Source organism: Ruegeria sp. AB7, assembly GCF_056542625.1.
In genome coordinates, this window is sequence record NZ_JBQGAC010000001.1 from 729,426 (window position 1) to 755,981 (window position 26,556).

A 26,556-nucleotide genomic window follows, 5' to 3' on the forward strand; every position below is an offset into this window, starting at 1 on the left:
CACCAAGCAGATACCGGGATTATGCCTAACCAAAGGTTAAGGCTTCACCAGCTTGTTCCACCCCAAAAGGCAAATGATCTGTGTTGCCACATGAGCCCCCGCAATCGCCGTCGCACCAGAGGTGTCATACGGCGGAGAAACCTCGACCACGTCGCCACCTTTGAGGTTGATCCCGGCAATGTCGCGCAGGATGATTTGCGCCTGAATCGAACTCAGCCCACCCCAGACCGGCGTACCAGTACCGGGCGCAAAAGCAGGATCCAGACCGTCGATGTCGAAGCTCAGGTACACGGGGCTGTCGCCCAGAATACCCCTGATCTTCTGCGCCACGGCGGCTGGGCCGGATTCGTAAACCTCGCGCGCGTCGATGATGTTGACGCCCAACGTGTCTTCGTTTGTAGTGCGAATGCCCACCTGAACCGAGCGTTTCGGATCAACCAACCCCGATTTCACTGCCTTGTAGAACATCGTCCCGTGATCCACGCGGGACATGTCGTCATCGGCCCAGGTGTCCGTATGCGCATCAAATTGCAGCAGCGACATCGGCCCATATTTCTCGGCATAAGCTTTGAGGATCGGGAAGCTGATATAATGATCCCCGCCCAGCGTGACCGAAGCGACATCGGCCTTCAGAATGGTCCGAATGTGGTCGGTCAGCGTGTCGGGAAAGGCCGGGATATTGGCGTAGTCATAGGCCATGTCGCCATAATCCACGATGGCCAGCTCACTCAGAGCATCAAAAGGCCAGCCATAAGGCGCATCCGGCGATTGCAGCGCGCTCGCCTCACGGATCGCGCGAGGGCCAAGCCGGGTTCCGGGGCGGTTTGTCACCGCCTGATCGAAAGGCACGCCGGTTACAGCAATATCCGCACCAGTCAGGTCTTTGGTATAAAGCCGCCGCAGGAATGAAGTCGCGCCGCCAAAGGTGTTTTCATAGGACAGCCCCTTAAGATCGGGGTTGGTGAATGCCTCATCCACCTGGTTCTTTGCATCTTCCAGTGCCATGTCTTTTCCCTGTCAGCCCAACGGCTGTGCCTTTTCGACGATCCGTGCGAAGAAGGACGCTCCGATCGGCGCGACGTCGTCATTGAAGTTGTATTTCGGATGGTGCAGCCCCGCGCCATCTCCTTGCCCCATGAACAGGTAAGCACCGGGTCGGGCCTGCAGCATGTAGGAAAAATCCTCTGCCCCCATCTCACGCCCAGCATCATCTTTCACGCGTTCCGCGCCGGATACATCCCGCGCCACTTCAGCCGCGAATGCCGCCTTGTCGGCGTCGTTGATAGTGGCGGGATAACCCTCCTGATAGTCCAGTTTGGCTTCAACACCGTACGAGGCCGCCTGCCCCGCCACGATCTGCGCCATTCTCTCTTTGACCATCCTTTGCACGGCCGGATCAAAGGTGCGAACGGTGCCGTTCAGATAAGCGGTATCAGGTATCACGTTATTCACTGTTCCGGTGTGTATCTGCGTCACCGACACCACCAGATCGTCCAGCGCATAGTGGTTGCGGCTGACGATAGTTTGGATCGCCTGCGCCATCCCGCAAGCTGCCATCACTGGGTCGCGCGTCTCATGCGGCATTGCCCCGTGGCCGCCCACGCCCTGAATATGGATCTCAAACGTATCTACTGCGGCCATCAGCGGCCCCGGCGTGGTTTCGAACAGCCCTTCGGGCCGACCCGGAGTGTTATGGATGCCGTAAACCTGAGAGATATTGAACCGATCCATGATGCCTTCTTCAACCATCACGCCCGCGCCGCCGCCCTCTTCCTCGGCAGGCTGAAAGATCAGCGCAACGCGGCCCGCGAAATTCCGCGTTTCGGCCAGATAGCGCGCAGCACCCAGCAGCATGGTTGTGTGCCCGTCATGACCGCAGGCATGCATCTTACCGGGGTTCTTCGAGGCGTAGTCCACGCCCGTTTCCTCGGTAATCGGCAATGCATCCATGTCAGCGCGCAGACCAATAGTCGGTCCCTCGCCCTGCCCGTTGATGATCGCGACCATGCCGGTTTTGGCGATTCCCTCATGCAGTTCATCCACCCCAAACTCGCGCAGACGCTCGGCCACAAAGGCGGCGGTCTCATAGCATTCGAACTCCAATTCGGGGATGGTGTGAAGGTGCTGGCGCCACTTGGCCATATCAGCGGCGTAATCGGCAATTCGGTTGACGACGGGCATCTGGGGTGGACTCCTGATCCTGACTGCGGGATGGATGCATCTGACACCGGAACGAAAGGGTTCGCAATGGCCGAAAATCCTCTGATCCACGACACGGACGCAGGTATCGAGCGTTTGCTGGAAATCATGCGCCGCCTACGCGACCCTCAATCCGGTTGCCCGTGGGATATCGAACAGGATTTTTCGACCATCGCGCCCTATACGATCGAAGAAGCCTATGAAGTCGCCGATGCCATCGAACGCGAGGCTTATGACGAATTGAAGGGAGAGCTGGGCGACCTGCTGTTCCAATCCGTCTTCCACGCGCAAATGGCTGAAGAGGCTGGGCATTTTACCTTTCAGGACGTGGTGCGCACCATGTCGGACAAGATGGTTACCCGTCACCCACATGTCTTCGGTGATGAGTCCCGAGACAAGTCGGCGGATCAACAGACAAAGGACTGGGAAACCATCAAAGCCGCCGAACGTGCGGGCAAAGAACAAAAAGGTGCACTAGACGGTGTCGCCGCCAACCTGCCCGCCCTGCTACGCGCACATAAGCTGCAGAAACGTGCCGCGCGCGTAGGGTTCGACTGGCCTGACGCCAGCCATGTGCTCGCCAAGATCACCGAGGAAGCCGCTGAGCTGGAAGAGGCGCGCGACAGCATGGATGCCGACGCGCTTGAGGATGAATTCGGCGATCTGCTGTTCGTGATTGTCAACCTCGGCCGCCACTTAGGCATCGAACCCGAGGCCGCCCTGCGCCGCACAAACGCCAAGTTTACTCGTCGTTTTGAGAAGGTCGAAGCCCGGCTGGCCGAACGCGGAAAAACGCCTTCGCAAAGTGATCTGGCCGAAATGGACGCGCTGTGGGACGAGGTGAAAATCGAGGAACACCGCGCCAACGGCAAACTCCCGCCGGTGGATGCTCCGGCAGGCACGTAATTCGGCTAGACAAGTCCCGCGACACTTGCGAGTGTCCGACCTTCACGGCCCCCGGAGACCCCCATGCCCCGCAAGATCATAATCGACACCGATCCCGGACAGGACGACGCCGTCGCCATTCTTCTGGCGCTTGCCAGCCCCGAAGAGATCGAGGTTCTGGGTATCACCGCCGTCGCTGGAAACGTGCCTTTGGAGCTGACCGCCAAAAACGCCCGCATCGTTTGCGAGTTGGCGGGGCACACCGAAATCCCCGTCTACGCCGGATGCGATCGCCCCTTGAAACGCCCGCTCGTCACCGCCGAGCATGTGCATGGTAAAACAGGGCTCGACGGCCCTGTTTTGCCAGATCCTGAAATGCCTCTGGCCGAAGGTCACGCGGTCGATTTTATCATCGATACCCTACGCGCACATGAGCCCGGCACGGTGACGCTCTGCCCTCTGGGGCCGCTGACGAACATCGCCACAGCGTTCCAGAAAGCGCCCGACATCATCAACCGGGTGCAGGAAATCGTGCTAATGGGTGGTGCGTATTTTGAGGTTGGAAACATCACACCAGCAGCTGAATTTAACATTTATGTCGACCCGGAAGCTGCTGATATTGTGTTTAAATCCGGCATTCATGTCGTCGTAATGCCATTGGATGTCACACATGATGCGCTGGTCACACCCCATCGCAATGATGCATTCCGGGCATTGGACAGCAAGGTTGGCCATGCAGTGGCAGAGATGACCGATTTCTTCGAACGTTTCGACAAGGAAAAATACGGATCGGAGGGCGCACCGCTGCACGACCCCTGCGTCACCGCCTATCTGATCCGACCCGAGTTGTTCTCGGGCCGCCACATCAATGTTGAGATCGAAACCCAATCAGAATTGACGTTGGGCATGACAGTGGCCGACTGGTGGCGGGTCACTGATCGCGCACCAAACGCCATGTTCATGGGTGACGTGGATGCCCAAGGTTTCTTCGACCTGCTCACAGAGAGACTTGCCCGCCTATGACCGCCGCACTCCGCCTTGCCCGCCCCGACGATCTGGACCGACTGATGGCGCTGGTCGCAGCGTTTCACTCGGAATCCGGCATCGCGCAGGATGACGAGAAACGTCGCAACGCGCTGGCCCCTCTGCTGGATGGAATACCCCATGGGTGCATATATCTGATCGGTCCGGGCCGCGCGCCGCTGGGCTATGTCATCCTCACCTTCGGCTGGTCGGTCGAGTTTGGTGGCATGGATGCCTTTGTAGATGAGATTTACATCCGCCCCGCCGTTCGCGGGCGCGGTATCGCCACCGAAGTGCTGCATGATCTCCCCAAGGCGCTGGCCGAGGCCGGTCTGACCGCCCTGCATCTTGAGGTCGACCGGACCAACGAAACCGCGCAGAAACTATATCTGCGGTCAGGTTTTAAACCGCGCGATCGCTACATGCTGATGAGCAAATCGCTTTAGCGCGATTCCCCCCGGAAGATTACCGCCGGATTTGCCATTTCCTGCACCGGATCATCCTGCGAAACCTGCATCCCTGTGATCGGATAGGTCCCAGGCTCTGAACATGCGGCCAGCATCCCCGCGCAAAGCATTGAAATTACGAGAAAGACCTTTGAAGCAGACATATCGTCCCCCTTTCTGCAATGCTTGCAGACTATCGGGAGTCACAGCGCCGCAATAGGAACAAGTTCACACATAACGACATTTATGTTTGTTTAGCTTAACGATCAGCGGCAGTTCTTATTGAACGTCTGCTCCATGGTCTTGAACTGCCGGGGCACGCGTTTGGGTTTGGGCAGCGCATTCAACTGTTCAGTTATGTTCTCACCTGTGTACCAGGACTCGAACAATAATTCTTTGATGTCATCGTCCAAAACCGTGTTGGCGACGTTATAGGTGCACAGGCATTCCTCCATCGTGACCTGCCCGCTGGGATCGCCTTCCACCATTTTCTGGCACACTGCCTGAGGCGGACGATCAGCCCCTGCAAGCTGAGGCAGGATCAATAGCGCCCCAGCGCCAACGATGCGTTTGAATGTTGTCATAAATCGCCCTCTCCCATGTTGGCCTTCGATGCCCAGCTTAGACGGATCGGTAATGACGCAAAGAAAAAAATGGCCCCGGCGTTCTGCCGGGGCCTGATCTGGTTTTATCAAGTACGCCAAACTCAGCGCTTTAGGATCGACGCGCCGGCGTATTCTGCGACCTCACCCAGCGATTCCTCGATGCGGATCAGCTGGTTGTATTTGGCCAACCGGTCCGACCGCGCCAACGAGCCGGTTTTGATCTGCCCGCAGTTGGTCGCCACAGCCAAATCGGCAATGGTGGCATCTTCGGTCTCGCCCGAGCGATGCGACATCACGTTGGTATACCGTGCACGGTGGGCCATATCGACGGCGCGCAGAGTTTCGGTCAGTGATCCAATCTGGTTCACCTTGACCAGCATCGAGTTGGCACAGCCACGATCGATCCCCTCGGCCAAACGCTCTGGGTTGGTTACGAACAGGTCGTCGCCGACCAGTTGTACTTCGTTGCCGATGGCATCAGTCAGCGCTTTCCAGCCATCCCAATCGTCCTCGGACATACCATCTTCGATCGAGATAATTGGGTAATCTTTGACCAATGTCGCCAGATACTCAGCGTTTTCCTCTGAGGTCAGCGAGATGTTTTCACCCGACAGAACATATTTTCCGTCGCGGTAGTATTCGGTGGCGGCGCAGTCCAGCGCCAGATGGATCTCCTCGCCGGGTTTGTAGCCCGCTTTTTCGACCGCCTGCAGGATGAAATCCAGTGCCTCACGGGTCGAAGCGATGTTAGGGGCAAAACCACCTTCGTCCCCCACTCCGGTGGCCAGTCCGGCAGCCGACAGTTCGCGCTTGAGCGTATGGAACACCTCCGACCCCATGCGCACGGCTTCGCGGATATTCGCGGCCGAGGTCGGCATGATCATGAATTCCTGAATGTCGATCGGATTATCGGCGTGCTCACCCCCGTTGATGATGTTCATCATCGGAACCGGAAGAACGCGCGCCGAAGTACCGCCAACATAGCGATACAGAGGCTGCGTGGTGAAATCCGCCGCCGCCTTGGCCGTCGCCAGCGAGACACCCAGGATAGCGTTCGCGCCCAGACGGCCCTTGTTCTCGGTCCCGTCGAGTTCAATCATCGCCTGATCGATGGCCACCTGCTCGGTCGCGTCAAAGCCCACCAGTTCTTCGGCGATCTCGCCGTTAACGGCAGCAACCGCTTCCAGCACGCCCTTGCCCATGTAACGAGATTTGTCACCATCGCGCTTTTCCACCGCCTCGTAGGCGCCGGTCGACGCCCCTGAAGGCACAGCGGCGCGGCCCATGGTGCCGTCTTCCAGAATCACGTCTACTTCGACCGTCGGGTTGCCCCGGCTGTCCAGTATTTCGCGTGCGTGGATGTCGATGATCGTGCTCATGATACGGGTCCCAATGATGCCAACGGTTGCATGCCTCATACCAGCACGCGGCGAAAAGTAAACCGTTTCCGTTATCGCTAACACTTATATTTTTCAGCCTTTAGGGCTAACAGTTTGCTGTTTGCGCCAACAGGTCGCGGGCGCTTAGGCCACTGCCAATGCCCGCGCCAGCTGGCGTTCTCGAATGAAAGTATACAGACCTGATCCGATAATCAGACCGGCACCAGCCAACGTCATGCTGTCGGGGCGTTCGCCAAACATCAGCATCCCGGCCGTGATCGAGAACACCAACCGAGTATACCGAAATGGCGTCAGCGCTGAAGCTTCGCCAATCCGCATCGCGGTTACGATGCCGTAATAGCCCAAAACGCCGAACCCGATGGCACCCAGATAAGGCCCGATCTGCGCAGCTTGCAGCGGCACAACGGGCTGTGCTGTGAACACCATAAGGGCCGCACCAGCCAGCGCCACTCCGATATAGGCCTGCAATGCGACGACCGACGAGGCCACACGAACATCCAACCTGCGTGTGATCAGATCACGTGCCGCGATCGCAACGACCGATACCAAAACAAACAATGATTCCGGCTGGAATCCCTCGAACCCGGGGCGGATGATCATCAAGACGCCGACAAAGCCGATCCCGATGGCGCTCCAACGGCGCCAACCGACCTGCTCGCCCAGAAACAGTGCTGCCCCCATCGTGACAAATAGAGGCATCGCCTGAAAAACCGCCGCCACAGTCGACAGATCAACAAGTGACAGCGCGGTCACGAAGCTGAGCGCACCAAAGGCTTCGGTTCCGGCACGGATCAGCGGCAAAGGTTGCCACGCGACCGGGTCGAAGATGCGTTTGCGTGTTGCCATAGACATAAGCGTAAACACAGCCCCGCAGATCAGACCCAATGCGATCATGATCTGCCCGGTCGACACGCTGACCGAGAGATGCTTGATGAACATGTCCTCAAGCGCGAAGGCCGCCATCGAGCCGATGATCAGCAAAATGCCGTTTACGTTGTTCATGCGCGTTTCCATTGGAACAGGCCGCTGTCAGGCGGACCTTTCCGGCAGCAAAACCGCAACCTTTGCGACGTCGCAAGCAGTATTACGACATGTTTGATGAAATCGCGTTCACCGACCGATCGATTTTCGTGATGTGTCAGTCTTTTTCCAACGGTACGCCGTACAATTCAAGGCGATGGCCTTTCAGCCTGTAGCCAAGCTTGGCTGCAATCTTTTCTTGCAGAGCTTCTATCTCAGGGTCGACAAACTCGATCACCTCGCCTGACTGCATGTCGATCAGGTGGTCGTGGTGATCACGCTCTGCATCTTCGTACCGCGCGCGCCCGTCACCGAACTCCAGCCGCTCAAGTATCCCGGCCTCTTCGAACAACTTCACGGTACGATAGACTGTCGCGATCGAAATTCCCGCATCTTCGGCTGAAGCACGGGCATAAAGCTCTTCTACATCCGGGTGATCTTCGCTTTGCTGCAAGACCTGTGCAATGGTCCGCCGCTGGCCGGTCATGCGCAGGCCCTTGGCTTCGCAACGGGCGATAATCGTGTCGGACATGGTGACCCCCGGAACTGTTCGGTGTTCTGTCTTAATATGTCTACGCGCCCTGCGCCACAGACGATTTTGCGGTCAGGCGATGCGTCGCAGATCGGCCCAGACGGGTAAATGATCCGAGGCGATATGCGCGGGCCGCGCATCATGCACCCCGTGCAGTGCAGCCTCAAGCCCCTGCCCCACCGCGATTCTGTCCAGTGCCCCCAATGGCTGCGCGGCCGGGAAGCTTGGAACCGGAGGAAGAAACCGCATGTCCGGGGCCAAATGATCTAGAACAGGCTGGCGTGACCATTCGTTGAAATCCCCGGCCCAGACGGTGGGCATGTGTTCCAGATCAGAATCACATCGACGGATATGACTGATCTGTTGACGTCGCGACGCCGGCAAAAGCCCAAGATGCATCCCCATCACCCGCAAAGGCCCGATCTGCGTATCAAACTCGACCCGCACGGCGCCGCGGGGCTCCAGACCCGGCAAATCATGATGACCTGCCTGACGCACCTGAATGGCGTCCCCACGCCAGATCACCGCGTTGCCATGCCAACCAAGACTACCGGCACCGCCCAGGTCCACGATCTGCCACCCGGCCTCATCCAACATGAAATGTGGCAAAGCGGCAGGACGGGGCGGCAATCGTTTGTCCGCCTCCTGCAAAACAACGATATCGGCCTGCATGCTTTCGATGACCTGCAATATCCGCTGCGGCTGCCGCCGGAAATCGAGGCCCACGCATTTCTGAATGTTGTAACTGGCAAGGCGCAGGGTCGAGTGGTAGGTCATCGGCACACTTAAACTGATTTAACCCAAGATCGCCAACTGGTCGGACAAGTGCAAGCTGAACCCAGCGCTGAATGGCAACGCGCCGCCTGCTCCGCTAACATTTGTGCAAAACGGCCTTGAGCCCGCACAGCCTCTAGGCCACCTTCACGATCATGTTCATAAGGTTTGTCCACCCGATCAAGATAGAAGATATGGACGCGCGTCAGGGGTTCTTCTGCGCTGCCTACGACCTGCGCGACACTGCCGCGCTGGATAAATACACATTCGATCGAATTGAGGCGCTACTGGCTTGGTTCCGGGAAAACCTTGAAATCCCCTATCGTTTCAACAGGACAAAATCTAAAGGCGCCTTTCAGCGCAACACCAAAGGCCTCAGCTGGTTCAAACCCGAAGCCAACCAGGTTTTGGGCAAGTCGTATGAGATGGTCGCACTGCTCAAAGAAAACGGATATCAGATCGATACTCTGCGATCAGACCGGATCGGCTACATTGTCTATGAAGATGCGTGTCAGGTGATCGCCGAGCCCTTTGCAGACACGCCCCGATAGCCTCGAAACCTGAAACTTCAAAAGTTTCAGGCTCAGTTTCTTCATAAGAAACCGTCTCTTTGTTACGTACCGCAGAATGTCGCGTGTACGACCTCGTTCTTCGCCGGAGGGCGCATCAGGTCAGCTGATTCTGGTTGATCCTCATACGGCCGTGACAGCACTTCATTCAGTCGATTGAACGGTGCGTAATCGCCCTGCACCGCAGCCTGAATCATCTGCTCCACCCGATGATTGCGTGGAATGAAGGCCGGATTGGCCGCAGCCATCACGTCCGAAGGCGCATCCTCACGCGCCAAGCGTTCCTGCCACCCCTTTGCCCATTCGTCAAAAGCCGCCGGGTCGGCAAACTGGTCTCGCGCGCGGTCGCTGCCCAGCGCGCGGAACGTGTTTGTGAAATCCGCCTGATTCTGCGCCATCCGCGTCAACAGGTCCGAGATCATTTCAAGATCCCCCTCCTCTGCCCGAACCAATCCGATCTTGGCCCTGAAACGTTCCAGCCAATGTGCCTGCATCAACGCAGGCATGGCATGGACAATTTCGGTGGCCTCTTCGACAGCTGCGTCCTTGTCCTCAAACTGCTGAATTAGGGCCGTTGCCAGCTGCGCCAGATTCCAAACCGCAATCTCAGGCTGGTTCGAGTAGGCATACCGCCCCATCCGGTCGATCGAGCTATAGACTGTATTCGGGTGATAGCTGTCCATGAACGCACATGGGCCATAGTCGATCGTCTCACCGGCGATCGAGCTGTTGTCAGTATTCATGACCCCGTGAATGAAACCCACGCTCATCCATCGAGCGATCAACCCGGCCTGCGCATCCCGAACCGCGCGCAACAAACCCATAGCCCCGTCCGCCTCAGGATAGTGGCGCTGAACGGCATATTCAGTCAGCCGTTGCAGGCTCTCTATCTGCCCTCGCGCTGCAAACACCTGAAACGTGCCCACCCGCAAATGGCTCTGCGCCACACGTGTCAGTACCGCCCCGGGCATCGGACCCTCGCGCAGCACGATCTCTCCGGTTTCAACCGCTGCCAAGGCGCGCGTAGTGGGAATGCCCAGCGCATGCATCGCCTCGGAAACCACATATTCGCGCAAAACCGGCCCCAGCCAGGCACGTCCATCTCCCTGGCGCGAGAAAGGTGTCTGCCCTGAGCCCTTCAATTGAATATCCCGCCGAATCCCGTCGGTTCCGACCGTCTCACCTAACAAAACCGCGCGCCCATCTCCTAGTTGAGGGTTATAGGTGCCAAACTGATGCCCGGAATATAACTGCGCCAGCGGCTCGGCCCCTTCGGGCACAGTATTGCCCGCAAAAGCCTGCGCCATCTCTTCAACGTCGCCCGGCGCAATCCGCAACAGTCGCGCCAGATCACTGTTGAAGGCAACAAGCTTTGGTGCACGCACAGGCACGGGCCCCTGCCGCGCAAAGAAGGTGTCCGGCAGGCGAACATAGCTGTTGTCAAACGGGATCGTCAAAGTCATGCGGCAAACATATGCTCTGCATACACAATTGCCATAGCAGATCGTGCGCGTGCGTGCATAATCCCACAAACAGACCCGAGGCTTCCATGACCGCGCAAGACATCATCCAACACCTGAACCTGCAGCAGCACCCCGAAGGCGGCTGGTTCAAAGAGACCTGGCGTGCCGACAATCCCGGCCGTGCCACCGGCACTTGCATCTACTTCCTACTGGCAAAGGGTGAGCGCAGCCACTGGCACAAGGTAGATGCGACCGAGATCTGGCTCTACCATTCCGGCGCTCCGCTGATCCTCTCGCTCAGCGCCTCCGATACAGGCCCTGCCAAAGACCACACCCTCACACCTGATCTGACCCAAGGCGCACCGCAGCTTATTGTACCCAAGGGCCATTGGCAGGCGGCGCGCAGCAGTGGAGACTACACGCTAGTCAGTTGCACTGTTTCACCGGGATTTGAATTTGACGGGTTTGAGCTCGCGCCACCCGGTTTTGACATTCCAGGAGTGTAATTCCATGGACCACCGCGCCCTGATCGCCGCGATCCCGCCCGAGACCAAGCACAGGCTGCAACAGCGGTCAGACACGGCAGGTCTCAGACATCTAGCGATCTATTTCGGCGCTTTGACAGCAACCAGCATCGGTATCATCCTACAGGTTCCCCTCTGGCCACTATTGCTCCTGCCGCAAGGCCTATTGCTGGTTTTCCTCTTTACGCTCAGCCACGAATGCACCCACAAGACGCCGTTCAAAACCCCTTGGATCAACGAAGCGGTTGGGCACCTTGTCTCAATTCCCATCTGCCTGCCGTTCACATGGTTTCGCTACTTTCACCTTGCCCATCACAAATGGACAAACCACCCGGCCAAAGACCCGGAACTTGGCGGCAAACCCCGCCCCGAAAACTGGCGCAGCCTTGCGATCTATCTCAGCGGCTGGCCATATTGGACGGGTATGGCCCGTGTGTTGACCGACAACGCGCGCGGCAGGATTGACGCCGCTTACCTGCCAACCCGCCAGCACCACGCCATACGAACCGAAGCCCGAATATTGTCCACACTATATGCCCTGGCCGCACTCAGCCTGTTCTTCAGCCCCTTGTTGTTCTGGCTCTGGCTTCTGCCCGCCCTTATCGGCCAGCCTTTCCTGCGCCTATACCTGCTCGCCGAACACGGCCTCTGCCCGCCGGTGGCAAACATGCTCGAAAACTCCCGTACCACCTTTACCAATCGAATGATCCGATTTCTGGCCTGGAACATGCCCTACCACGCGGAACACCACGCCTTTCCAAACGTGCCTTTCCACCACCTTCCAGCCTTCCACCGCTGGACCCAAGCACACCTGCAATCCACCTCGGACGGCTACACCGAATTCACTCTAGATTACGCCCGCGCCCTAAATCGCTAGATCCGCCTCTTCATCTGGCCAAAAATACCTCGGGGGAGTCGCGCAGCGACGGGGGCAGAGCCCCCTACCCGCTCACCACGACACCCCTCGCCGGAGACGACACGACACCGCCCCCGACCAGCGCACTTACCCCGGTGGTACCCGGGCAAGAGGTCGGCAATCCCCGCGCCACACGCACGGCAAGGTAGGCAAAGGCCTGCGCTTCCAGCATGTCTCCGTCCAGCCCAACCGCCTCAACCGGCTCGACCGGGCAATCCAGCGACACGCGCAGCATTTCCATCAGCACTGGGTTGTGACGTCCGCCACCGGTAACCAGCATGCGCACAGGCGGCTTGGGACAATGCTCCATCCCCTGCAGCACACCCGCAGCGCTCATCCCGGTCAACGTGGCCACCGCATCCGCATCGCTCAGCTCGGTCACCAGACCGATCATTTCCGAGAAATCATTCCGGTCCAGCGATTTGGGCGGCATTCGGTTGAAATAGGGTTCGGCCAGAAACAGCTCCAGTGCGCCGGTCTCGACCGTACCCTCTCGGGCCAGCGCGCCGTCCCGATCCATCGGCAACCCCAACCGCGCCTGCATCAGATCGTCAACCGGCGCGTTGGCAGGTCCGGTGTCGAAAGCCAGCAACGCCCCTGGCGCTTCAGGCCCGTCAAAAGACGGGTCAACATAGGTCAGGTTCCCAACACCGCCCAAATTGAGGAAACACAGCGGCTCTTCCGCCCCGATCCATTTGGCGCAGGCGAAATGAAAGAACGGGGCCAGAGGCGCACCCTCTCCGCCCAGCGCCACATCATCGCTGCGAAAATCCCAGACCACCGGCAGCCCCAAAGCCTGCGACAGACCCAGCCCGTCACCCACCTGCAACGTGCCACGCCCACGCGGCTCATGTGCCAATGTCTGACCGTGGAAGCCGATCAGGTCGACCTCTTCGAACTCTGAAAGAACCTCGGCATGTGCCCGGGTCACCAATTCAGCCGAAATATCAACCTTTGGTCCATGCCAAAGCCCCAGCGCCGCGCGCAGTGTGGCACGCTCTTCTTCGGAATAAGCGCGATACCCGCTGGGACCAAAGCCGAATATCTGCTGCCCATCGGTTTCAACGACCGCAGCGTCCACACCGTCCAGCGATGTGCCCGACATGGCCCCCAACGCTCTGATCGCCCCCGATTTGCTGATGACCCTGCCCACGCCGACCTCGTATTGCGTCTCTCCACCCGTTTCGCCGGGTTCTGAGCACAACCTGCACGGTAATGCAAAGCCAAGGCAAGACACATCATGCGCGAGCTTCATTTTTCTTGGAAAAGGTGCCTTTTCCTTGCCTCTGCCCCCGCCTGTACCGTGCGCCGCTACAGAGTTCCGAAAGGTACGAGACCGCGAATGAAGGCGACAAGGCGTTCCCAAACGCAGCGCAGTTCCGAGTGCTCATGAAAGAGCTGTACAAAGTCCATTACCACATGTTCGCAGATCGCTACAGCAGGTGCCAAGCTCTCCCAAGAATGCCCGTCGCCGGTTTCAGTGTTCCACTTGATCTGAAGCACCTACGATCATTCCATATAGCTCAGCTTCGTCAGATTTGCATTGAAACAAAGCGACTGAATAATGGCAGGTACTTTGGGATGTTCAGTGCAATAAAAGCGCAGGCTCAAAACCCTGGATATTCGCAAATGTTGCGCCAATGCTTATAGATGAGATATTAATATGCAGCAAAGCACAGACAACAAATTGAGGACGGGTGAGTAGGTTCATACCGCTTAGTAAAAAGCGGCAGTGAATTGGCCTGAACAGGGTTTATGCCAAACATATACGGTGCATTTCGGACGGACACGACTCTGACTACGAACCAGGCCCAATTCGGCGGCGTTGGAACGACATTTCAGATCTCCGCGTACAATACGATCGAAATTACTGATGGTGTTGACCCCAACACCATCGAGGGAGACGGTGTAAACAACGAATTCCCAGACGACCCCACGCAAACCTATCTGGGGAATGCAATTGCCTGGGATTACAATTACATAGTCACGGATGGCACCAATACCTATACGATTGGCGTTTTCGACTATGATTCCAGCGGCAACGGCGCGTTTGGCGGCGGAGCCGAGCAAGGATTCTTCATCGGCTTTTTGGGGGATGTCCCCCCGCTCAACACAACACTGACGATCACGGCGCTGGGTGACGGTGCCTTCGCCAGTCCAGTCGTAAATCTGCCCGTTGACGACTTTGTTCCCTGTTTCACCAGTGGCACGAATATTCGGGTAAGGGGTGGTCATAAGGCGGTCGAGGATCTGAAAGCCAGCGATGAGATCGAAGTGTTTGATCCCACAGGTGATGGGCCCGGATTTGCCACCCTGCTGCGGGTGTTTCGCCGTACGATATCTGCCCCGGAACTGGCCGCAAACCCCAAACTGCGCCCGGTTCGTATCAGCGCCGGAGCGTTAGGTCTGGGCTTGCCTCAGCGTGATCTTGTGGTGTCCCGGCAGCACCGGATGCTGGTGTCTTCGAAGATTGTCGAGCGGATGTTCAGGACTTCCGAAGTTCTGGTACCCGCCGTCAATCTGACTTCGCTGCCCGGTATTTTCATCGACCAGGATGCCCAGAGCGTCGAGTATTTTCACCTTCTTTTTGGACAGCACGAGGTAGTCTATGCCGAAGGCGCACCATCGGAAAGCCTGTTTACCGGACCGGAAGTGCTCAAGGCCATCAGTCCAGAAGCACGAACAGAAATCCTGAGCATATTCCCCGAGATAGCAGAACTGGAATTTGCCCCCAAGCCCGCCTGCCCGATCCCATCCGGGAAGCTGCAAAAGCAACTGATTGAACGCCACATCAAGAATGAAAAGCCGCTTCTGTCCAGACACACTGCACGCTAGAACCAGAGGTTATCCGGCAGGACTTGGTACGCTTCAAAGACTGACGCGATATTCTGTGTTTCGCTATGCGTTATTTCTTCGCGTTTCCCTCAGAAAGCTTATCCGCAAGATTCTTTCAGTGCGGACTGCACTTGCTCGCCAATGTCTGGACATTCCGCGAGACTTAGGGAATTAGAAGGCCAGTCGCATGAATGTACCTTCCGCCGTGCGACCAAGCGGGTCTGGTTTTGAAATTACTGACCTATGACTTACACCAGCCCTTGCAGAGAGGGCCAGAACACAAGGCCTGTTGAGCGTCATGACCTACCACCCCAAATCGGATTTCATCGCCACGATGATCGAGCGCGGCTTTCTCGCCGACTGCACCGATTATCAGGGCCTTGACGACGCGCTGATCTCTGGGGTGCAGACGGCTTATATCGGCTATGACGCCACCGCACAGTCGCTGCATGTAGGTCACCTGATGAACATTATGGTGCTGCGCTGGTTGCAGAAAACCGGCCACAAGCCAATTACCCTGATGGGCGGCGGCACCACCAAGGTAGGCGACCCCTCGTTCCGTTCAGACGAACGCCCCCTGCTGGGCCCTGAACAGATCGACGCCAATATCGCAGGCATGAAACAGGTGTTCTCGAAATACCTGTCTTACGATGACAGCGACACCGGCGCGCTGATGCTGAACAATGCCGAATGGCTGGATAGCCTGAACTACCTCGATTTCCTGCGCGATATTGGGCGGCATTTCTCGGTTAACCGGATGCTGAGCTTTGAATCGGTGAAATCGCGGCTGGACCGCGAGCAATCGCTGTCGTTCCTCGAATTCAACTACATGATCCTGCAGGCCTATGACTTCCTCGAACTGAACCGCCGGTATAACTGCGTTCTGCAGATGGGCGGCTCGGACCAGTGGGGCAACATCGTCAACGGCATCGACCTGACCCGCCGCGTACTGGATCACGAAATCTACGGTCTGACCACACCCCTGCTGACCACCAGCGATGGTCGCAAAATGGGCAAATCGCAAGGTGGAGCCGTCTGGCTGAACGGCGACATGCTGAGCGCCTATGAGTTCTGGCAGTTCTGGCGCAACACGACCGACGCCGATGTGGGACGGTTCCTGAAAATCTTCACCGAGCTTCCGGTAGACGAATGCGATCGCATGGCCGCGCTGCAAGGGTCCGAAATCAACGAGGCCAAAATCCGCCTCGCCAACGAAGTCACAACTCTGCTGCACGGTGCAGAAGCCGCTGCAACCGCCGAGGCGACCGCGCGCGAGGTGTTCGAAAAGGGCGGCGTTGGCGGAGACCTCCCGACCCTGACCCTCAGCGCATCAGAGCTGGGTGACGGCATGTCCATCGTCCAGCTGATCGTCAAATCCGGCCTCGCCAAATCCGGCAAAGAGGCCAAACGCCTGATCGCCGAAAACGGTGCCAAGCTAGACGATGCTCCGCTGACCGACGCGGGCCTGATGATCGACGCAGGCGCACTGTCCTCGCCCATCAAACTCAGCGCGGGCAAGAAACGCCACGCGCTGGTTCAGTTGGGCTGAGCCAATCAAAGGGCTGCCTTCGGGTGGCCGCGCTCCATGGTAAATCTTGCAGATCGAGTAACTCGAACTGCAACACTTTTTTGGTGCATACTTGGCGAACCTGGCGAAGGTCTGCCTTGAGCCCAAAGTGTTGAATGTTGTGATTGAAAAGAACGTCAGCTTTCAGGTTCGCGTTTTTTGTCACTGCTCGTTTCGCCAAACCATCATTGCGAAGTGCTTCCCGTCACCCAGGTAGTTCGGCAAGGCTATTACATGTTCAAAGCCCGCTTGGAAGGCGATGCCGAGAGGCCGTAGCCCCGACCGCTCCAACGAACCCTTGTCGTCAATTGTCGTCCTTTGAAACTCGGTCGTCCCCGACCGTTCGCGGAACCCAGAGAAGCGTGTAGGGAAAGCAACGCCTTGTAATTTTAGCCTCACGGCTAATTCTTGCAGGGACACAAGGAGCGGACCTATTTCCTTCGATACGTGAGCATGTCCAGGTCCTGCTGTATATGCAAGGCGACTGACATATAACCACGCTCCATTTTTGTCGTGATTTAAAGTCGCTCCATCACCTGTTGCATCCGACCAAACTATTGGCTCTTGTATTGGCTTGCCAGATGTTCGGATCGCACATGCAAAACTGATGATTTGGTCTTCCTCCTCGCTCACAAACATCGCTTGTAGGAAAGTTCCAAAATAAGTCTCTAGCGTTTCTCTACTGTGATTTGGATGGCAGAAAGCTAAGCTACTCTTGCCTACAGAATTGTGCCCCGGCTTTTTAGGCAGTCGCAACACCGGCTCGAGGTCAACCAATTTTGCCCTTCGAGCTGCTTTGTACTTCAACGGCCTCAATCTCCATTGCTCTTGTTGATGCTAGTCTTAGCTAACCGATTTACGGCGCTCTTGAAAACAGACCTTGGCGCAGATGCAGCGAAAGTTCACTTTCGCCACGCTTACCTGCCATTGAACAAAATCAAACGCAAAAACCCTCACCGAGGCGTTTTCCGTATTGTCTTTGTCTGGACGTACCAAAGCCCAAGTGGCTGAGAGATCAATAGTACTTCTCTCAAGGGACGCCCTCCTGTGGCGGTTTTTCCGTGTGCCAACTCAACGTCGCATTTCGCAACAGTCTTTCGCATTCCTGCATGTGGACCTCACCCTTTCCGTTCCACTCTGAACCGGAAGGAGGCACCATATGACCAGAACTGCCACAGCCACACGTACCGGAGGGCGCTCTGCCCGGCGCGCCATGCGCACCGCTCCAAACTTCGAGATGTTGCCGGGCCTGACCCGCGGCATTCCGTTATGCGAGGTTATGGACGGCGCACAGGTAGAACGCATCGATGCGGCCTCGATGGATATTCTGGAAAACGTAGGCGTTCAGTTCCGTGACCCCATCGCGCTGGAAGACTGGAAGAAGGCTGGTGCCAAGGTAGAAGGCGAGCTCGTCTATCTGGATCGCGGTCTGGTGCGCGAGTTGATCGCGACCATTCCGTCAGATTTCACCTACCACGCGCGCGATCCGAAAAAGAACGTGCGGCTGGGCGGCAAACACTCGATCTTCGTGCCGATGACCGGAGCGCCCTTCCTGCGCGATCTGGAAGATGTGCGCCGCAACCCGACGCTGGACGATCTGGCGATGTTCCACAAGCTCAGCCATATGTTGCCCGCGCTGCATTCCTCGGCCCATCACATCGTGGAGCCCTATGATCACCCGATCAGTCAGCGGCATCTGCGGATTACCTATTCGTCAATGAAGCACTCTGACAAAACCTTCATGGGCATGACCACCAGCCCCAAGAATGCCGAAGATGTCATGGAGATGTGCGCCATCCTGTTCGGCGAGGATTTCCTTGAAGATCACCCGGTCACCACTGGCAATTGCAACGGCAATTCGCCGCTGGTCTGGGATGAAACCATGTTGGGCGCGATGCGCGCCTTCTGTCGCCGGAAGCAGCCGGTGTTGTGCTCGCCCTTCGTTCTGGGCGGGGCCAATACGCCTGCCAGCGTTCCGGCGACCGTGGCGCAACTGAATGCCGAGGCGCTCAGCGCGCTGGCCTATACGCAGGTGATCCGCAAGGGCGCGCCCGCGATCTACGGGCACTACCTGTCGACCGTCTCGATGAAATCCGGCGCGCCGATGGCAGGCACGCCCGAGATCAGTCTGATGAACTTCATGATTGGACAGATGGCCCGGTATTACGAAGTGCCTTGGCGTACCTCAAACACTCTGGGCGGAGCCAAGACGTTCGACGCGCAGGCAGGCTATGAATCCGCAACCACTCTGCAGGCCGTGATCCATTCCGGCGCCAACTACATCTGGCATTCGGCGGGCTGGAACGAGGCCGGGATGCACTGCTCGACCGCCAAGTTCATCGTTGACGCAGAACAATGCGCCATGGCCTATCGCATGGCCGAGGGCCCGAAATGGGGCGATTTCGATCAGGCCGTTTCGGCAGTCGGTGATATCGGTCCGGGCGGGCATTACCTTGGGCATCCGCATACGCAGGACAATTTCCAGAGCGCATTCTTCATGCCGGATATGTTCGACAACAACTCGATCGAACAATGGCAAGCTGAGGGTTGTGTTGAAATCACCGAACGCGCCCTGAAACACGCCCGCAAGCTGCTGGCCGAGTATCAGGAACCAACGCTCGATATCGCCAAGAACGAAGAGCTGCTGGATTACATCGCCCGGCGCGAGCGTGAAATACCGGCTGCGGATGAGCTGAACCAGTCCTACTAAATCCCGGGGAGGTACACGAATGAGGTTCGCTGAAAAAACCGCACTCGTCACAGGGGCGTCGGGCGGGATCGGGGCCGCCATCGTCAGCCAGCTGCGGGCCGAAGGCGCGCGTGTGGCTGTTGCTGACCGCGATGTGGGCAGCCTTGAAGCCGAGGCGCATCTGCCCGGCGATCTGCGCGATCCCGACTATTGCGACGGGCTGGCCTTGGCCGCGCATCAGGCGCTGGATGGTCTTGATATCGTGATCAACAATGCAGGCGTGATCACCCGCGGCCCGGCGACTGAAACATCCGATGAGGATTGGGCCCTGTCCGTCGGAGTGAATGTCGAGGCCCCTTTCCGTATCTGCCGCGCTGCGATTCCAATCATGGCGGCGGCGGGTGGCGGTGCTATTGTGAACACTGCCTCGTGCTGGGGCCTTCGACCTGGCCCGGATCATGCGGTGTACTGCATGACCAAAGCGGCCATTGCCAGCCTCACCCAATGCATGGGGCACGATCACGCCCATCAGGGCATCCGCATCAACGCCGTTTGCCCGAACGAGGTGAACACACCGATGCTGCGTTCGGGCTTTGCCAAACGTGGGTTCGATCCTGATACGGCGATTGCCGAGCTTGGGAAGTCGGTGCCTTTAGGGCGTATCGCCGAACCCGAAGATATAGCCGAAGTGATCCTTTTTCTCGCCTCGGATTCGGCGCGCTACATGTGTGGTGCTCTGGTCGAAGTGAATGGGGGCAAGCCGGTACAATGAAAAGATTTGCAGGAAAAACAGCGCTCGTGACCGGTGGCCGCAGTGGCATCGGACAAGCCATCGCCCGGCGGCTGCGCGAAGAAGGGGCTAATGTCTACACTGCGCAGCGCGGTAAAGATGATGAGTTCCCCTCTATCCCAGCGGATTTTGCCAACCCGGAAAGCCCGGCGCAGATCATCAAGCAGGTTGTGGACAGCGCGGGCCAGCTGGACGTACTGATCAACAATGCAGGCATGATGCAGGAGGCTTCCGTCAACGACATGCCGCTTGAAGATTGGCAACGCAACCTCATGGTCAACCTGACCGCCCCGTTCCTGCTGATCCAGGCTGCACTGCCACATCTGCGCAAAACCAAGGGCAGCATCGTCAATATCGGCTCGGTCGAGGGGTTGGGCAGCAACCCCGGCCACGCCGCCTACTGCGCCTCTAAGGCCGGGCTGCATGGGCTGACCCGCGCGGTTGCCGTGGATCACGGAGCAGAAGGCATTCGCTGCAATGCGGTGGCACCGGGCTGGATCGACACAGACCTCAACATCAATTTCATCGAGAGCATGAACGACCCCGGCGCATTCCGCCGGGATATCGCCCGCATTCATCCCGTTGGCCGCACCGGCGACCCGAAAGAAGTCGCCGCACTGGTCGCTTTCTTGGCAGCCGAGGAAGCGGGTTTTGTCACCGGTCAAATTTACACGATCGATGGCGGACGGATGGCAAAGCTCAGCCTGCCCTGACCAGCCTGCAAGCTATTCCGCCCCTGATCGCCACTCTTTCCAGCGCAGATACGCATTGGCCCCAACCGATGCGAAGGGCTCGGGTGGCAAACGCGGTGGCATCGGTTGCGCCAGAAAATGATCTGCAATCTGGGAGTCTTTCCCCAGTACAAGCTCTGCCACGCCCATTCCCTGCAGTGTTCCTCGCGCTATACCCAATCCGTTTTGACAGCAGGCGGCATATACACCCTGCTCGATCTCACCGAACGCGGCCGAACCATTGCGGCTGAGGCACAGCATCCCAGCCCAACGGTGCTGCATCTGTACATTTGGCAAGTTGGGAAATCGCTCCTGAAACTTACGATCGTGCACCGCGCCTGCCCGATTCAAATGGCTATCGCTGCTGTGGATTTCAGGATGAAAGCTTGAACAGGTCCGGATCAGAATGCGATCCCCATAACTGCCCGAAACCCGCCGGACCGAAGTGCCCATCGGATCCGCTGGCGTTACCGACCAGCGTGGCTGTCCGCCCAGCGTGGCGATCTGATCTGGCGTCAGCGGTTCCGTTATCGACGCGTAGAGGCAGATGTGCATCAGACGCCGCTGGTAAAACCCAAAGCTCTCCAGGTGACCATTCGTTGCCATCACGATCCGCCCCGTCGAAACCCGCGCCTGTTCGGTCTCGACCACCCAGCCACCGCCTTGTTTGCGAAACCCTGTCACGGCAGAGTTTTCATAAACACCGATCCGCCCAGCCAGATGCGTTGAGAGAGCCCGCACATAGGCTGCAGGCTGGATCATCACCGTCCCGGGCGCAAACAGACCAGATGTGTAATGCGGGCTGCCTGTCAGCGCCTGCATCTGCTGTGCATCATAAAGCTCGTGGGGCTCTCCCAATCGCGCCAGATGCACTGCGTAGTCTGCGTTGTGCCGATCACCCGCTGCGGTCGCAGCAGCGTTGATCTTGCCGCACGGGTCGAACATCTCCGGCGACAGGTCGCACTCAGCGGCTACCCGGGTCGCAAAGGAAATCGCCTGGCGATTCAGCGCGATTGTGGCCCGATCTGCCTCCAGCCCATCGCTGGCGTAATTGTCCGAGGCCAAGTCATGCGGCAGATCGATCATGAACCCTGAGTTGCGCCCGGCAGAGCCTTCCGCAAAGCGCCCAGCCTCAAGCACCACAACCTTCAGCGCCGGATCAAGCTGATGCAGCCTCAGCGCTGCGGACAGCCCGGCAAAACCACCGCCGATGATGGTCACATCTGCGGTCTGGTCTTGCTCAAGCCGAGGCAGGTCTTGCTGCAGAGGCAGGATGGCATTCCATCCTGCCACGCCGGTTTGCCGGGGCAAACGTTTGGCGGTGTAGATCGTCAATCTACCGCCTCATCTTCGTCATCGGCCAGATCAATCCAGATGGTTTTCAGCTGGGTATACTGATCATGGGCGTGAACCGAGTTGTCCCGGCCACCAAACCCGGACTGCTTGTAGCCACCAAAGGGTGTGGTGATATCCCCTTCGCCAAAGCTGTTGATCGTGACGGTACCCGCCCGGATCGCCCGCGCGCCTCGGATGGCGCGTTTGGCGTTGGCTGTGAAGATCGAAGCACACAGGCCATATTCAGTGTCGTTGGCAATGCTGATCGCCTCGTCAAAGCCAGAGACTTCGATCACCGACAGAACCGGGCCAAAGATCTCCTCGCGCGCCAGCGTGGCATCGTTTCCGGGCACCTCGACCACCGTGGCTTCAACAAACCCATTCTCCGCCTTGCCACCAATCAGCACAGTCTCGGCCTGATCCAGATAGCCGCACACCTTGGAATAATGCCCCTCGCTGACAAGCGCGCCCATGCGGGTCTCTGGGTCCAACGGTTCGCCGACATTCCATTGCTTCGCATGATGCGCGATCCGTTCCAACAACTCTGCCTTCACGTCCTTATGCACGATCATCCGCGACGAGGCCGAGCAATTCTCGCCCATGTTCCAGAACGCACCATTGACGACATGCGCCGCCACGCGGTCCAGATTTTCCGCATCCTCCATCACGATGGCCGGGTTCTTGCCGCCCATCTCAAGCACCACCTCCTTGGCATTGCTTTCAGCGGAATAGTTCAGGAACTTCTTGCCCGTCACGGTCGAGCCAGTGAAGGACACCATGTCGATATCCATATGCCGCCCGATGGGTTCGCCCACCTCGGCGCCACCGCCGGGCACCACATTCAGCACACCGCGCGGCAACCCGGCCTCAGACGCCAGCTCCGCCACCTTTAATGCGGTCAGAGAAGTCTCGGCCGCCGGTTTCACCACCACCGAACAGCCCGCCGCCAGCGCCGGCCCGATCTTCCACGCCAGCATCAGCAAGGGGAAGTTCCACGGCAGGACCAGCCCAACCACGCCGATGGGCTCACGCACGACCATGGCGATGTGGTCATCACTGGCCGGGCTGACCTGATCATAGATCTTGTCGATCGCCTCGGCATGCCATTTCAGGCAGTGGATCGTCTCGGGAACATCAACGGTTTCGCAATCAAAGATCGTCTTGCCACTGTCGATGCTCTCCATCACCGCCAGTTCCCGCGCGTTGCGGGTAAGCAGCTTGCACAGGCGGATCAGAATGTCTTTGCGATCCGAGGGGTGCATCTTTGACCAACGCCCGTCGTCAAAGGCTTCTCGCGCCTTTTCGACCGCAAAATCCACATCCTCCGATCCGCAGGCAGCAATGCTGGTCAGCACAGCCCCGGTGGCTGGATTGATAGTCTCGAACACCTGCCCTGAGGTCGCCGGGCGGTAGCCGCCATCGATGAAAGCGCCCGTCGGCAGATCCAGATGCGCAGCGATGGATTCATATTCGTCTTTCGTCAACAAGCCCATGCCTTAACCCTCCGCCAAAATATCTGCGATTTTGCGTTTCAGAACGCGCGTCACCTGCTCCAGCGCGCGTTTGTCATCTTTGTTCAAACCTTTCAGAGGCGGCCTCACCACGCCTGCGTCGATCCCGTTCATGGTGACGCCATGCTTGATCGTCTGGATGAATTTGCCGCCCTGCTCCAGCACCCGCATCAGCGGCATCAGCGCGCTCATGATGCGACGGCCCTTGGCAAAGTTGCCCTCGATCACACAAGCCTGATACAGCGCCACGTGTTCGGCAGGCAGAAAGTTCGACCCACCACAGACCCAGAACGGCGCTCCCCAGGCGAAGAACTCCAGCGCCTGATCATCCATGCCACAACCAAGTTGGATATGCGGGTAGTCCCGCGCCAGCAGATGCACCCGGTTGATATCGCCCGAACTTTCCTTGATGCCACAGAAATTCCGGCTGCGGCCTACGCGGTCCAGGAACTCTTCCCCCATCATCGTGCCGGTCCGGTGCGGATAGTTGTACAGCATCACCGGCAGGTCAGCCGCCTTGTCGATTGCCAGCGCATTCAGCGCATTCTCGCGGTCGGTGGGCACCGAATACGGCGGGCTTGCCAACAAGATCGCATCTGCGCCTAGGTCTCGCGCACCTGAGGCTAAAGCGACGGAATCCCCGGTCAGCATCGCCCCCGTTCCCACAACCAGAGGCACACGCCCCTTCAGTCGTTCATGCGTAAAGCGCGCCAGTTCCAGCCGCTCATCGACGATCTGCGCATAGTTTTCGCCGGTGGACCCGCCCGAGATCAGCCCGTGCACACCATTCTCGATCAGGTACTCGATCACCTCGGCCAACGCGTCCCAGTTCACGCCACCATCCGCCGCGTAGGGTGTCACCACCGGCGTATAAATACCCTCAAATCTGAAGATCGGAGTCATGTGTCCCTCATGCAGAAGTCTTGCCGGGGACCTGCCCCAGCGGAAAATCCAAACCCTCGGGCATCACGAACAGCTCTATCTGATCGCGTGACAGGGTCCAGTGGTCGTCGGCCAGCTGCGCAGCAGCCGCCTCATCGCCCGCCTCGATGGCGGCGATGATGGCGTCATGCTGGTCGCTCGCCTCTGAAAGGTTCTCAGCCATTCGTGCGGTCTGCGGGCGATAAAATGTCATCCCGATCCGCGCGTGATCGATCAGCAACCGGTTGAACGATGGGGATAAATAGACGTTCCCCGCCATCTCTCCGGTCACCTCGTGAAACCGGGTATTGGCCAGCGTCCGCTCCTCAGCCGAGCCTGTACGCAAGGCTTGCCCAAACGTCTCTTGCGCCTCTTTCAACTGATCGATCTGATCGTGCGTCGCATTCGCCGCGGCCAGACGCAGCACCGCGCCATAGACCATCGGCGCAACCAGAAAGAAATCGCGTAGCGTGGTATGAGACATCTCTGACACCCGCGCCCCGCGATGGGTGCGCAGGTCCAGATACCCCTCACCGGCCAACTGCCGGAACACTTCGCGCAAAGGCGTGCGCGACAAGCCAAAGGCCTGCGACAGCTGCGCCTCGTCCAAATCTTCTCCGGGACGCAAACGCAGGGTCAGAACCGACATCTTCAGATGCTCAGCCAACGCCTCTTTTGGTGATTTCCCTTCGTCCCTCATCCGATCCCCTTCATCACGATCCCGCGAATCGATAGCTTGCCCTCTGGTATCGTATAAAAATACATGTTGTATACAGTTAGTTTTCGTGCAGCATGCAGAAAACAGTCAGAACGCCCTGATTCCGGTCCTATCGATGAGCCAAACACAGCACTACGCCTTCATACTGGTCGAGGAATTCTCGCATCTCGCCTTCTCCTGCGCGGTCGAGCCATTGCGGATCGCAAATTTGCTGGCCGAGGAAGATCTTTATCGATGGTCCTTCCTGTCCGAACACGCTGAGCATGCGGTCTGTTCAAACGGATCGGTCACTTTGGTGCATGGCGGATTGGGATCTATCCCAAAATGTGACCAACTGTTTGTTCTGTCAGGAATAAACATGCGCAATCACGTCTCGCGTCCGCTGCTCGCAACCCTGCGCCGAGAGCGGGCACGGGGCACCAATATCAGCGCCTTGTGTTCCGGTGCATGGCTGCTGGCCGAGGCCGGATTTTTGGATGGGATGCAGGCGGCGATCCATTGGGAATACCATGATGCTTTCATGGAGGCCTTCCCCGAGATCAATCTTGTTCGCAGCGTCTTTGTCGCCGACGAAAAACACATGACCGCCTCGGGCGGCACCGCGACCGCCGATTTGATGCTGCACCTGATCGAACGCGACCACGGCCACGACCTGTCGGTCGCAGTGGCCGATCAGATGGTCTATAACGCCGTGCGCAACGCCACTGCCGATCAGCGCGTCTCGCTGCAATCGCGTAACGGGATGCGGAACGCGCATCTGGCCAAGGCAATCCACATCATGACCGACAATATCCAAAGCCCGTTGTCCCCCTCGGTCATCGCCAGCGATATCGGCATCTCAACCCGGCAACTGGAGCGCCTGTTTGGGAAATTCCTGAACACCTCGCCTAAGAAATACTTCATGGAATTGCGGCTGGACCGCGCCCGCAATCTGCTGTTGCAGACCGAATCTTCGGTGACCGAGGTCGCCTTTGCCTGCGGTTTCGAAAGCGCCGGCCATTTCTCGCGTGTGTACCGGGCTGCGTTTGGCGTCACGCCGATGCAGCAGCGCAGCAGGCTTGATTGATCAAAGCTGTGACTGGACAGGAGGCCATGGTTGGGAT

Annotated in this window: 27 protein-coding genes; 12 read left to right on the plus strand and 15 right to left on the minus strand. The window is 58.2% G+C overall.

Annotation, left to right across the window (positions count from 1 at the left end):
- Positions 1-36 precede the first annotated feature (36 nt).
- Together speB and ACR0EN_RS03680 are read right to left on the minus strand one after the other, a co-directional pair.
- Positions 37-1,005, minus strand: a complete 969-nt coding sequence (speB, locus tag ACR0EN_RS03675) for an agmatinase (protein ID WP_170406255.1) — start codon at positions 1,003-1,005, stop codon at positions 37-39.
- A gap of 12 nt (positions 1,006-1,017) precedes the next feature.
- Positions 1,018-2,181 carry a M20 aminoacylase family protein gene (locus ACR0EN_RS03680; protein ID WP_170406258.1) on the minus strand — a complete coding sequence of 388 codons (1,164 nt, stop codon included), beginning with the start codon at positions 2,179-2,181 and terminating at the stop codon, positions 1,018-1,020.
- Positions 2,182-2,247: 66 nt separating this feature from the next.
- Between ACR0EN_RS03680 and mazG the strand changes: the two genes are divergently transcribed.
- From mazG to ACR0EN_RS03695, 3 genes are all read left to right on the plus strand, one after another.
- Positions 2,248-3,105, plus strand: a complete 858-nt coding sequence (gene mazG / locus ACR0EN_RS03685; RefSeq protein WP_170732455.1) for a nucleoside triphosphate pyrophosphohydrolase — start codon at positions 2,248-2,250, stop codon at positions 3,103-3,105.
- A gap of 63 nt (positions 3,106-3,168) precedes the next feature.
- Positions 3,169-4,107, plus strand: coding sequence for a nucleoside hydrolase (locus tag ACR0EN_RS03690; protein ID WP_170509500.1), 939 nt, complete (start codon positions 3,169-3,171; stop codon positions 4,105-4,107).
- Positions 4,104-4,553, plus strand: a complete 450-nt coding sequence (locus tag ACR0EN_RS03695; RefSeq protein ID WP_170422057.1) for a GNAT family N-acetyltransferase — start codon at positions 4,104-4,106, stop codon at positions 4,551-4,553. Before ACR0EN_RS03690 ends, ACR0EN_RS03695 begins: the two co-directional genes overlap by 4 nt.
- Here the strand turns inward: ACR0EN_RS03695 and ACR0EN_RS03700 are convergent.
- The 6 genes from ACR0EN_RS03700 to ACR0EN_RS03725 all read right to left on the minus strand — a co-directional run bounded on the left by ACR0EN_RS03700 (position 4,550) and on the right by ACR0EN_RS03725 (position 8,887).
- Positions 4,550-4,717, minus strand: a complete 168-nt coding sequence (locus ACR0EN_RS03700; protein WP_170396730.1) for a hypothetical protein — start codon at positions 4,715-4,717, stop codon at positions 4,550-4,552. The genes ACR0EN_RS03695 and ACR0EN_RS03700 overlap by 4 nt on opposite strands.
- 102 nt (positions 4,718-4,819) lie before the next feature.
- Entirely contained in the window at positions 4,820-5,137 is a 318-nt protein-coding gene (locus ACR0EN_RS03705; protein WP_170422059.1) for a hypothetical protein, read from the minus strand.
- A gap of 122 nt (positions 5,138-5,259) precedes the next feature.
- The gene (gene eno / locus ACR0EN_RS03710) at positions 5,260-6,537 is read right to left on the minus strand and encodes a phosphopyruvate hydratase (protein ID WP_170406273.1); all 1,278 of its coding nucleotides are present in this window, start codon (positions 6,535-6,537) and stop codon (positions 5,260-5,262) included.
- A 144-nt stretch (positions 6,538-6,681) separates the two neighbouring features.
- Positions 6,682-7,560 carry a DMT family transporter gene (locus ACR0EN_RS03715; protein WP_170422062.1) on the minus strand — a complete coding sequence of 293 codons (879 nt, stop codon included), beginning with the start codon at positions 7,558-7,560 and terminating at the stop codon, positions 6,682-6,684.
- Positions 7,561-7,696: 136 nt separating this feature from the next.
- Entirely contained in the window at positions 7,697-8,110 is a 414-nt protein-coding gene (locus tag ACR0EN_RS03720; RefSeq protein WP_170396723.1) for a Fur family transcriptional regulator, read from the minus strand.
- Positions 8,111-8,182: 72 nt separating this feature from the next.
- Entirely contained in the window at positions 8,183-8,887 is a 705-nt protein-coding gene (locus ACR0EN_RS03725; protein ID WP_480585244.1) for an endonuclease/exonuclease/phosphatase family protein, read from the minus strand.
- A gap of 152 nt (positions 8,888-9,039) precedes the next feature.
- Between ACR0EN_RS03725 and ACR0EN_RS03730 the strand changes: the two genes are divergently transcribed.
- Positions 9,040-9,435 (plus strand): hypothetical protein, encoded by a 396-nt coding sequence (locus ACR0EN_RS03730; RefSeq protein ID WP_480585247.1) that lies wholly within the window; start codon positions 9,040-9,042, stop codon positions 9,433-9,435.
- A gap of 62 nt (positions 9,436-9,497) precedes the next feature.
- Here the strand turns inward: ACR0EN_RS03730 and ACR0EN_RS03735 are convergent, their stop codons facing one another.
- Positions 9,498-10,916: a protein adenylyltransferase SelO gene (locus ACR0EN_RS03735; protein ID WP_170611013.1), complete on the minus strand. Its 1,419-nt coding sequence runs from the start codon at positions 10,914-10,916 to the stop codon at positions 9,498-9,500.
- Positions 10,917-11,002: 86 nt separating this feature from the next.
- Between ACR0EN_RS03735 and ACR0EN_RS03740 the strand changes: the two genes are divergently transcribed.
- Together ACR0EN_RS03740 and ACR0EN_RS03745 are read left to right on the plus strand one after the other, a co-directional pair.
- Positions 11,003-11,422: a cupin domain-containing protein gene (locus ACR0EN_RS03740; RefSeq protein WP_170611016.1), complete on the plus strand. Its 420-nt coding sequence runs from the start codon at positions 11,003-11,005 to the stop codon at positions 11,420-11,422.
- A gap of 4 nt (positions 11,423-11,426) precedes the next feature.
- Positions 11,427-12,317: a fatty acid desaturase gene (locus ACR0EN_RS03745; RefSeq protein WP_480585251.1), complete on the plus strand. Its 891-nt coding sequence runs from the start codon at positions 11,427-11,429 to the stop codon at positions 12,315-12,317.
- Between the two features lie 64 nt (positions 12,318-12,381).
- Here ACR0EN_RS03745 and ACR0EN_RS03750 read toward each other — a convergent pair whose 3' ends face one another.
- Positions 12,382-13,461, minus strand: coding sequence for an anhydro-N-acetylmuramic acid kinase (locus tag ACR0EN_RS03750; RefSeq protein WP_370644450.1), 1,080 nt, complete (start codon positions 13,459-13,461; stop codon positions 12,382-12,384).
- A 650-nt stretch (positions 13,462-14,111) separates the two neighbouring features.
- Between ACR0EN_RS03750 and ACR0EN_RS03755 the strand changes: the two genes are divergently transcribed.
- Together ACR0EN_RS03755 and tyrS are read left to right on the plus strand one after the other, a co-directional pair.
- Complete coding sequence (locus ACR0EN_RS03755; RefSeq protein ID WP_170396711.1) at positions 14,112-15,191, plus strand: Hint domain-containing protein; 1,080 nt, start codon at positions 14,112-14,114, stop codon at positions 15,189-15,191.
- A gap of 298 nt (positions 15,192-15,489) precedes the next feature.
- The gene (gene tyrS, locus ACR0EN_RS03760) at positions 15,490-16,740 is read left to right on the plus strand and encodes a tyrosine--tRNA ligase (RefSeq protein ID WP_480585254.1); all 1,251 of its coding nucleotides are present in this window, start codon (positions 15,490-15,492) and stop codon (positions 16,738-16,740) included.
- Between the two features lie 180 nt (positions 16,741-16,920).
- Here tyrS and ACR0EN_RS03765 read toward each other — a convergent pair whose 3' ends face one another.
- Positions 16,921-17,565: a hypothetical protein gene (locus tag ACR0EN_RS03765; RefSeq protein WP_480585257.1), complete on the minus strand. Its 645-nt coding sequence runs from the start codon at positions 17,563-17,565 to the stop codon at positions 16,921-16,923.
- A gap of 352 nt (positions 17,566-17,917) precedes the next feature.
- Here ACR0EN_RS03765 and ACR0EN_RS03770 point away from each other — a divergent pair, with 352 nt between their 5' ends.
- From ACR0EN_RS03770 to ACR0EN_RS03780, 3 genes are read left to right on the plus strand one after another with little or no spacing between them, the layout of a single operon-like run.
- Complete coding sequence (locus ACR0EN_RS03770) at positions 17,918-19,468, plus strand: trimethylamine methyltransferase family protein (RefSeq protein ID WP_170626821.1); 1,551 nt, start codon at positions 17,918-17,920, stop codon at positions 19,466-19,468.
- Positions 19,469-19,487: 19 nt separating this feature from the next.
- Positions 19,488-20,219, plus strand: coding sequence for an SDR family NAD(P)-dependent oxidoreductase (locus tag ACR0EN_RS03775; protein WP_480585259.1), 732 nt, complete (start codon positions 19,488-19,490; stop codon positions 20,217-20,219).
- Positions 20,216-20,950: an SDR family NAD(P)-dependent oxidoreductase gene (locus ACR0EN_RS03780; RefSeq protein ID WP_480585261.1), complete on the plus strand. Its 735-nt coding sequence runs from the start codon at positions 20,216-20,218 to the stop codon at positions 20,948-20,950. The genes ACR0EN_RS03775 and ACR0EN_RS03780 overlap by 4 nt, the downstream gene beginning before the upstream one ends.
- 12 nt (positions 20,951-20,962) lie before the next feature.
- On the opposite strand, the gene ACR0EN_RS03785 is transcribed toward ACR0EN_RS03780, so the two are convergent.
- Genes ACR0EN_RS03785 through ACR0EN_RS03800 form a run of 4 tightly spaced genes read right to left on the minus strand, consistent with a single transcriptional unit; the run spans position 20,963 to position 25,435 of the window.
- A complete protein-coding gene (locus tag ACR0EN_RS03785) occupies positions 20,963-22,303 on the minus strand; it encodes an NAD(P)/FAD-dependent oxidoreductase (protein WP_480585264.1) in 1,341 nt (446 codons plus the stop codon).
- On the minus strand, positions 22,300-23,796 hold the full coding sequence (locus ACR0EN_RS03790; protein ID WP_480585266.1) for an aldehyde dehydrogenase: 1,497 nt from the start codon (positions 23,794-23,796) through the stop codon (positions 22,300-22,302). Before ACR0EN_RS03790 ends, ACR0EN_RS03785 begins: the two co-directional genes overlap by 4 nt.
- A 3-nt stretch (positions 23,797-23,799) precedes the next feature.
- Positions 23,800-24,717 carry a dihydrodipicolinate synthase family protein gene (locus ACR0EN_RS03795; RefSeq protein ID WP_480585269.1) on the minus strand — a complete coding sequence of 306 codons (918 nt, stop codon included), beginning with the start codon at positions 24,715-24,717 and terminating at the stop codon, positions 23,800-23,802.
- 7 nt (positions 24,718-24,724) lie between these two features.
- Entirely contained in the window at positions 24,725-25,435 is a 711-nt protein-coding gene (locus ACR0EN_RS03800) for a GntR family transcriptional regulator (RefSeq protein ID WP_480585272.1), read from the minus strand.
- A 133-nt stretch (positions 25,436-25,568) separates the two neighbouring features.
- Here ACR0EN_RS03800 and ACR0EN_RS03805 point away from each other — a divergent pair, with 133 nt between their 5' ends.
- A complete protein-coding gene (locus tag ACR0EN_RS03805) occupies positions 25,569-26,519 on the plus strand; it encodes a GlxA family transcriptional regulator (protein WP_170396693.1) in 951 nt (316 codons plus the stop codon).
- Positions 26,520-26,556 lie beyond the last annotated feature (37 nt).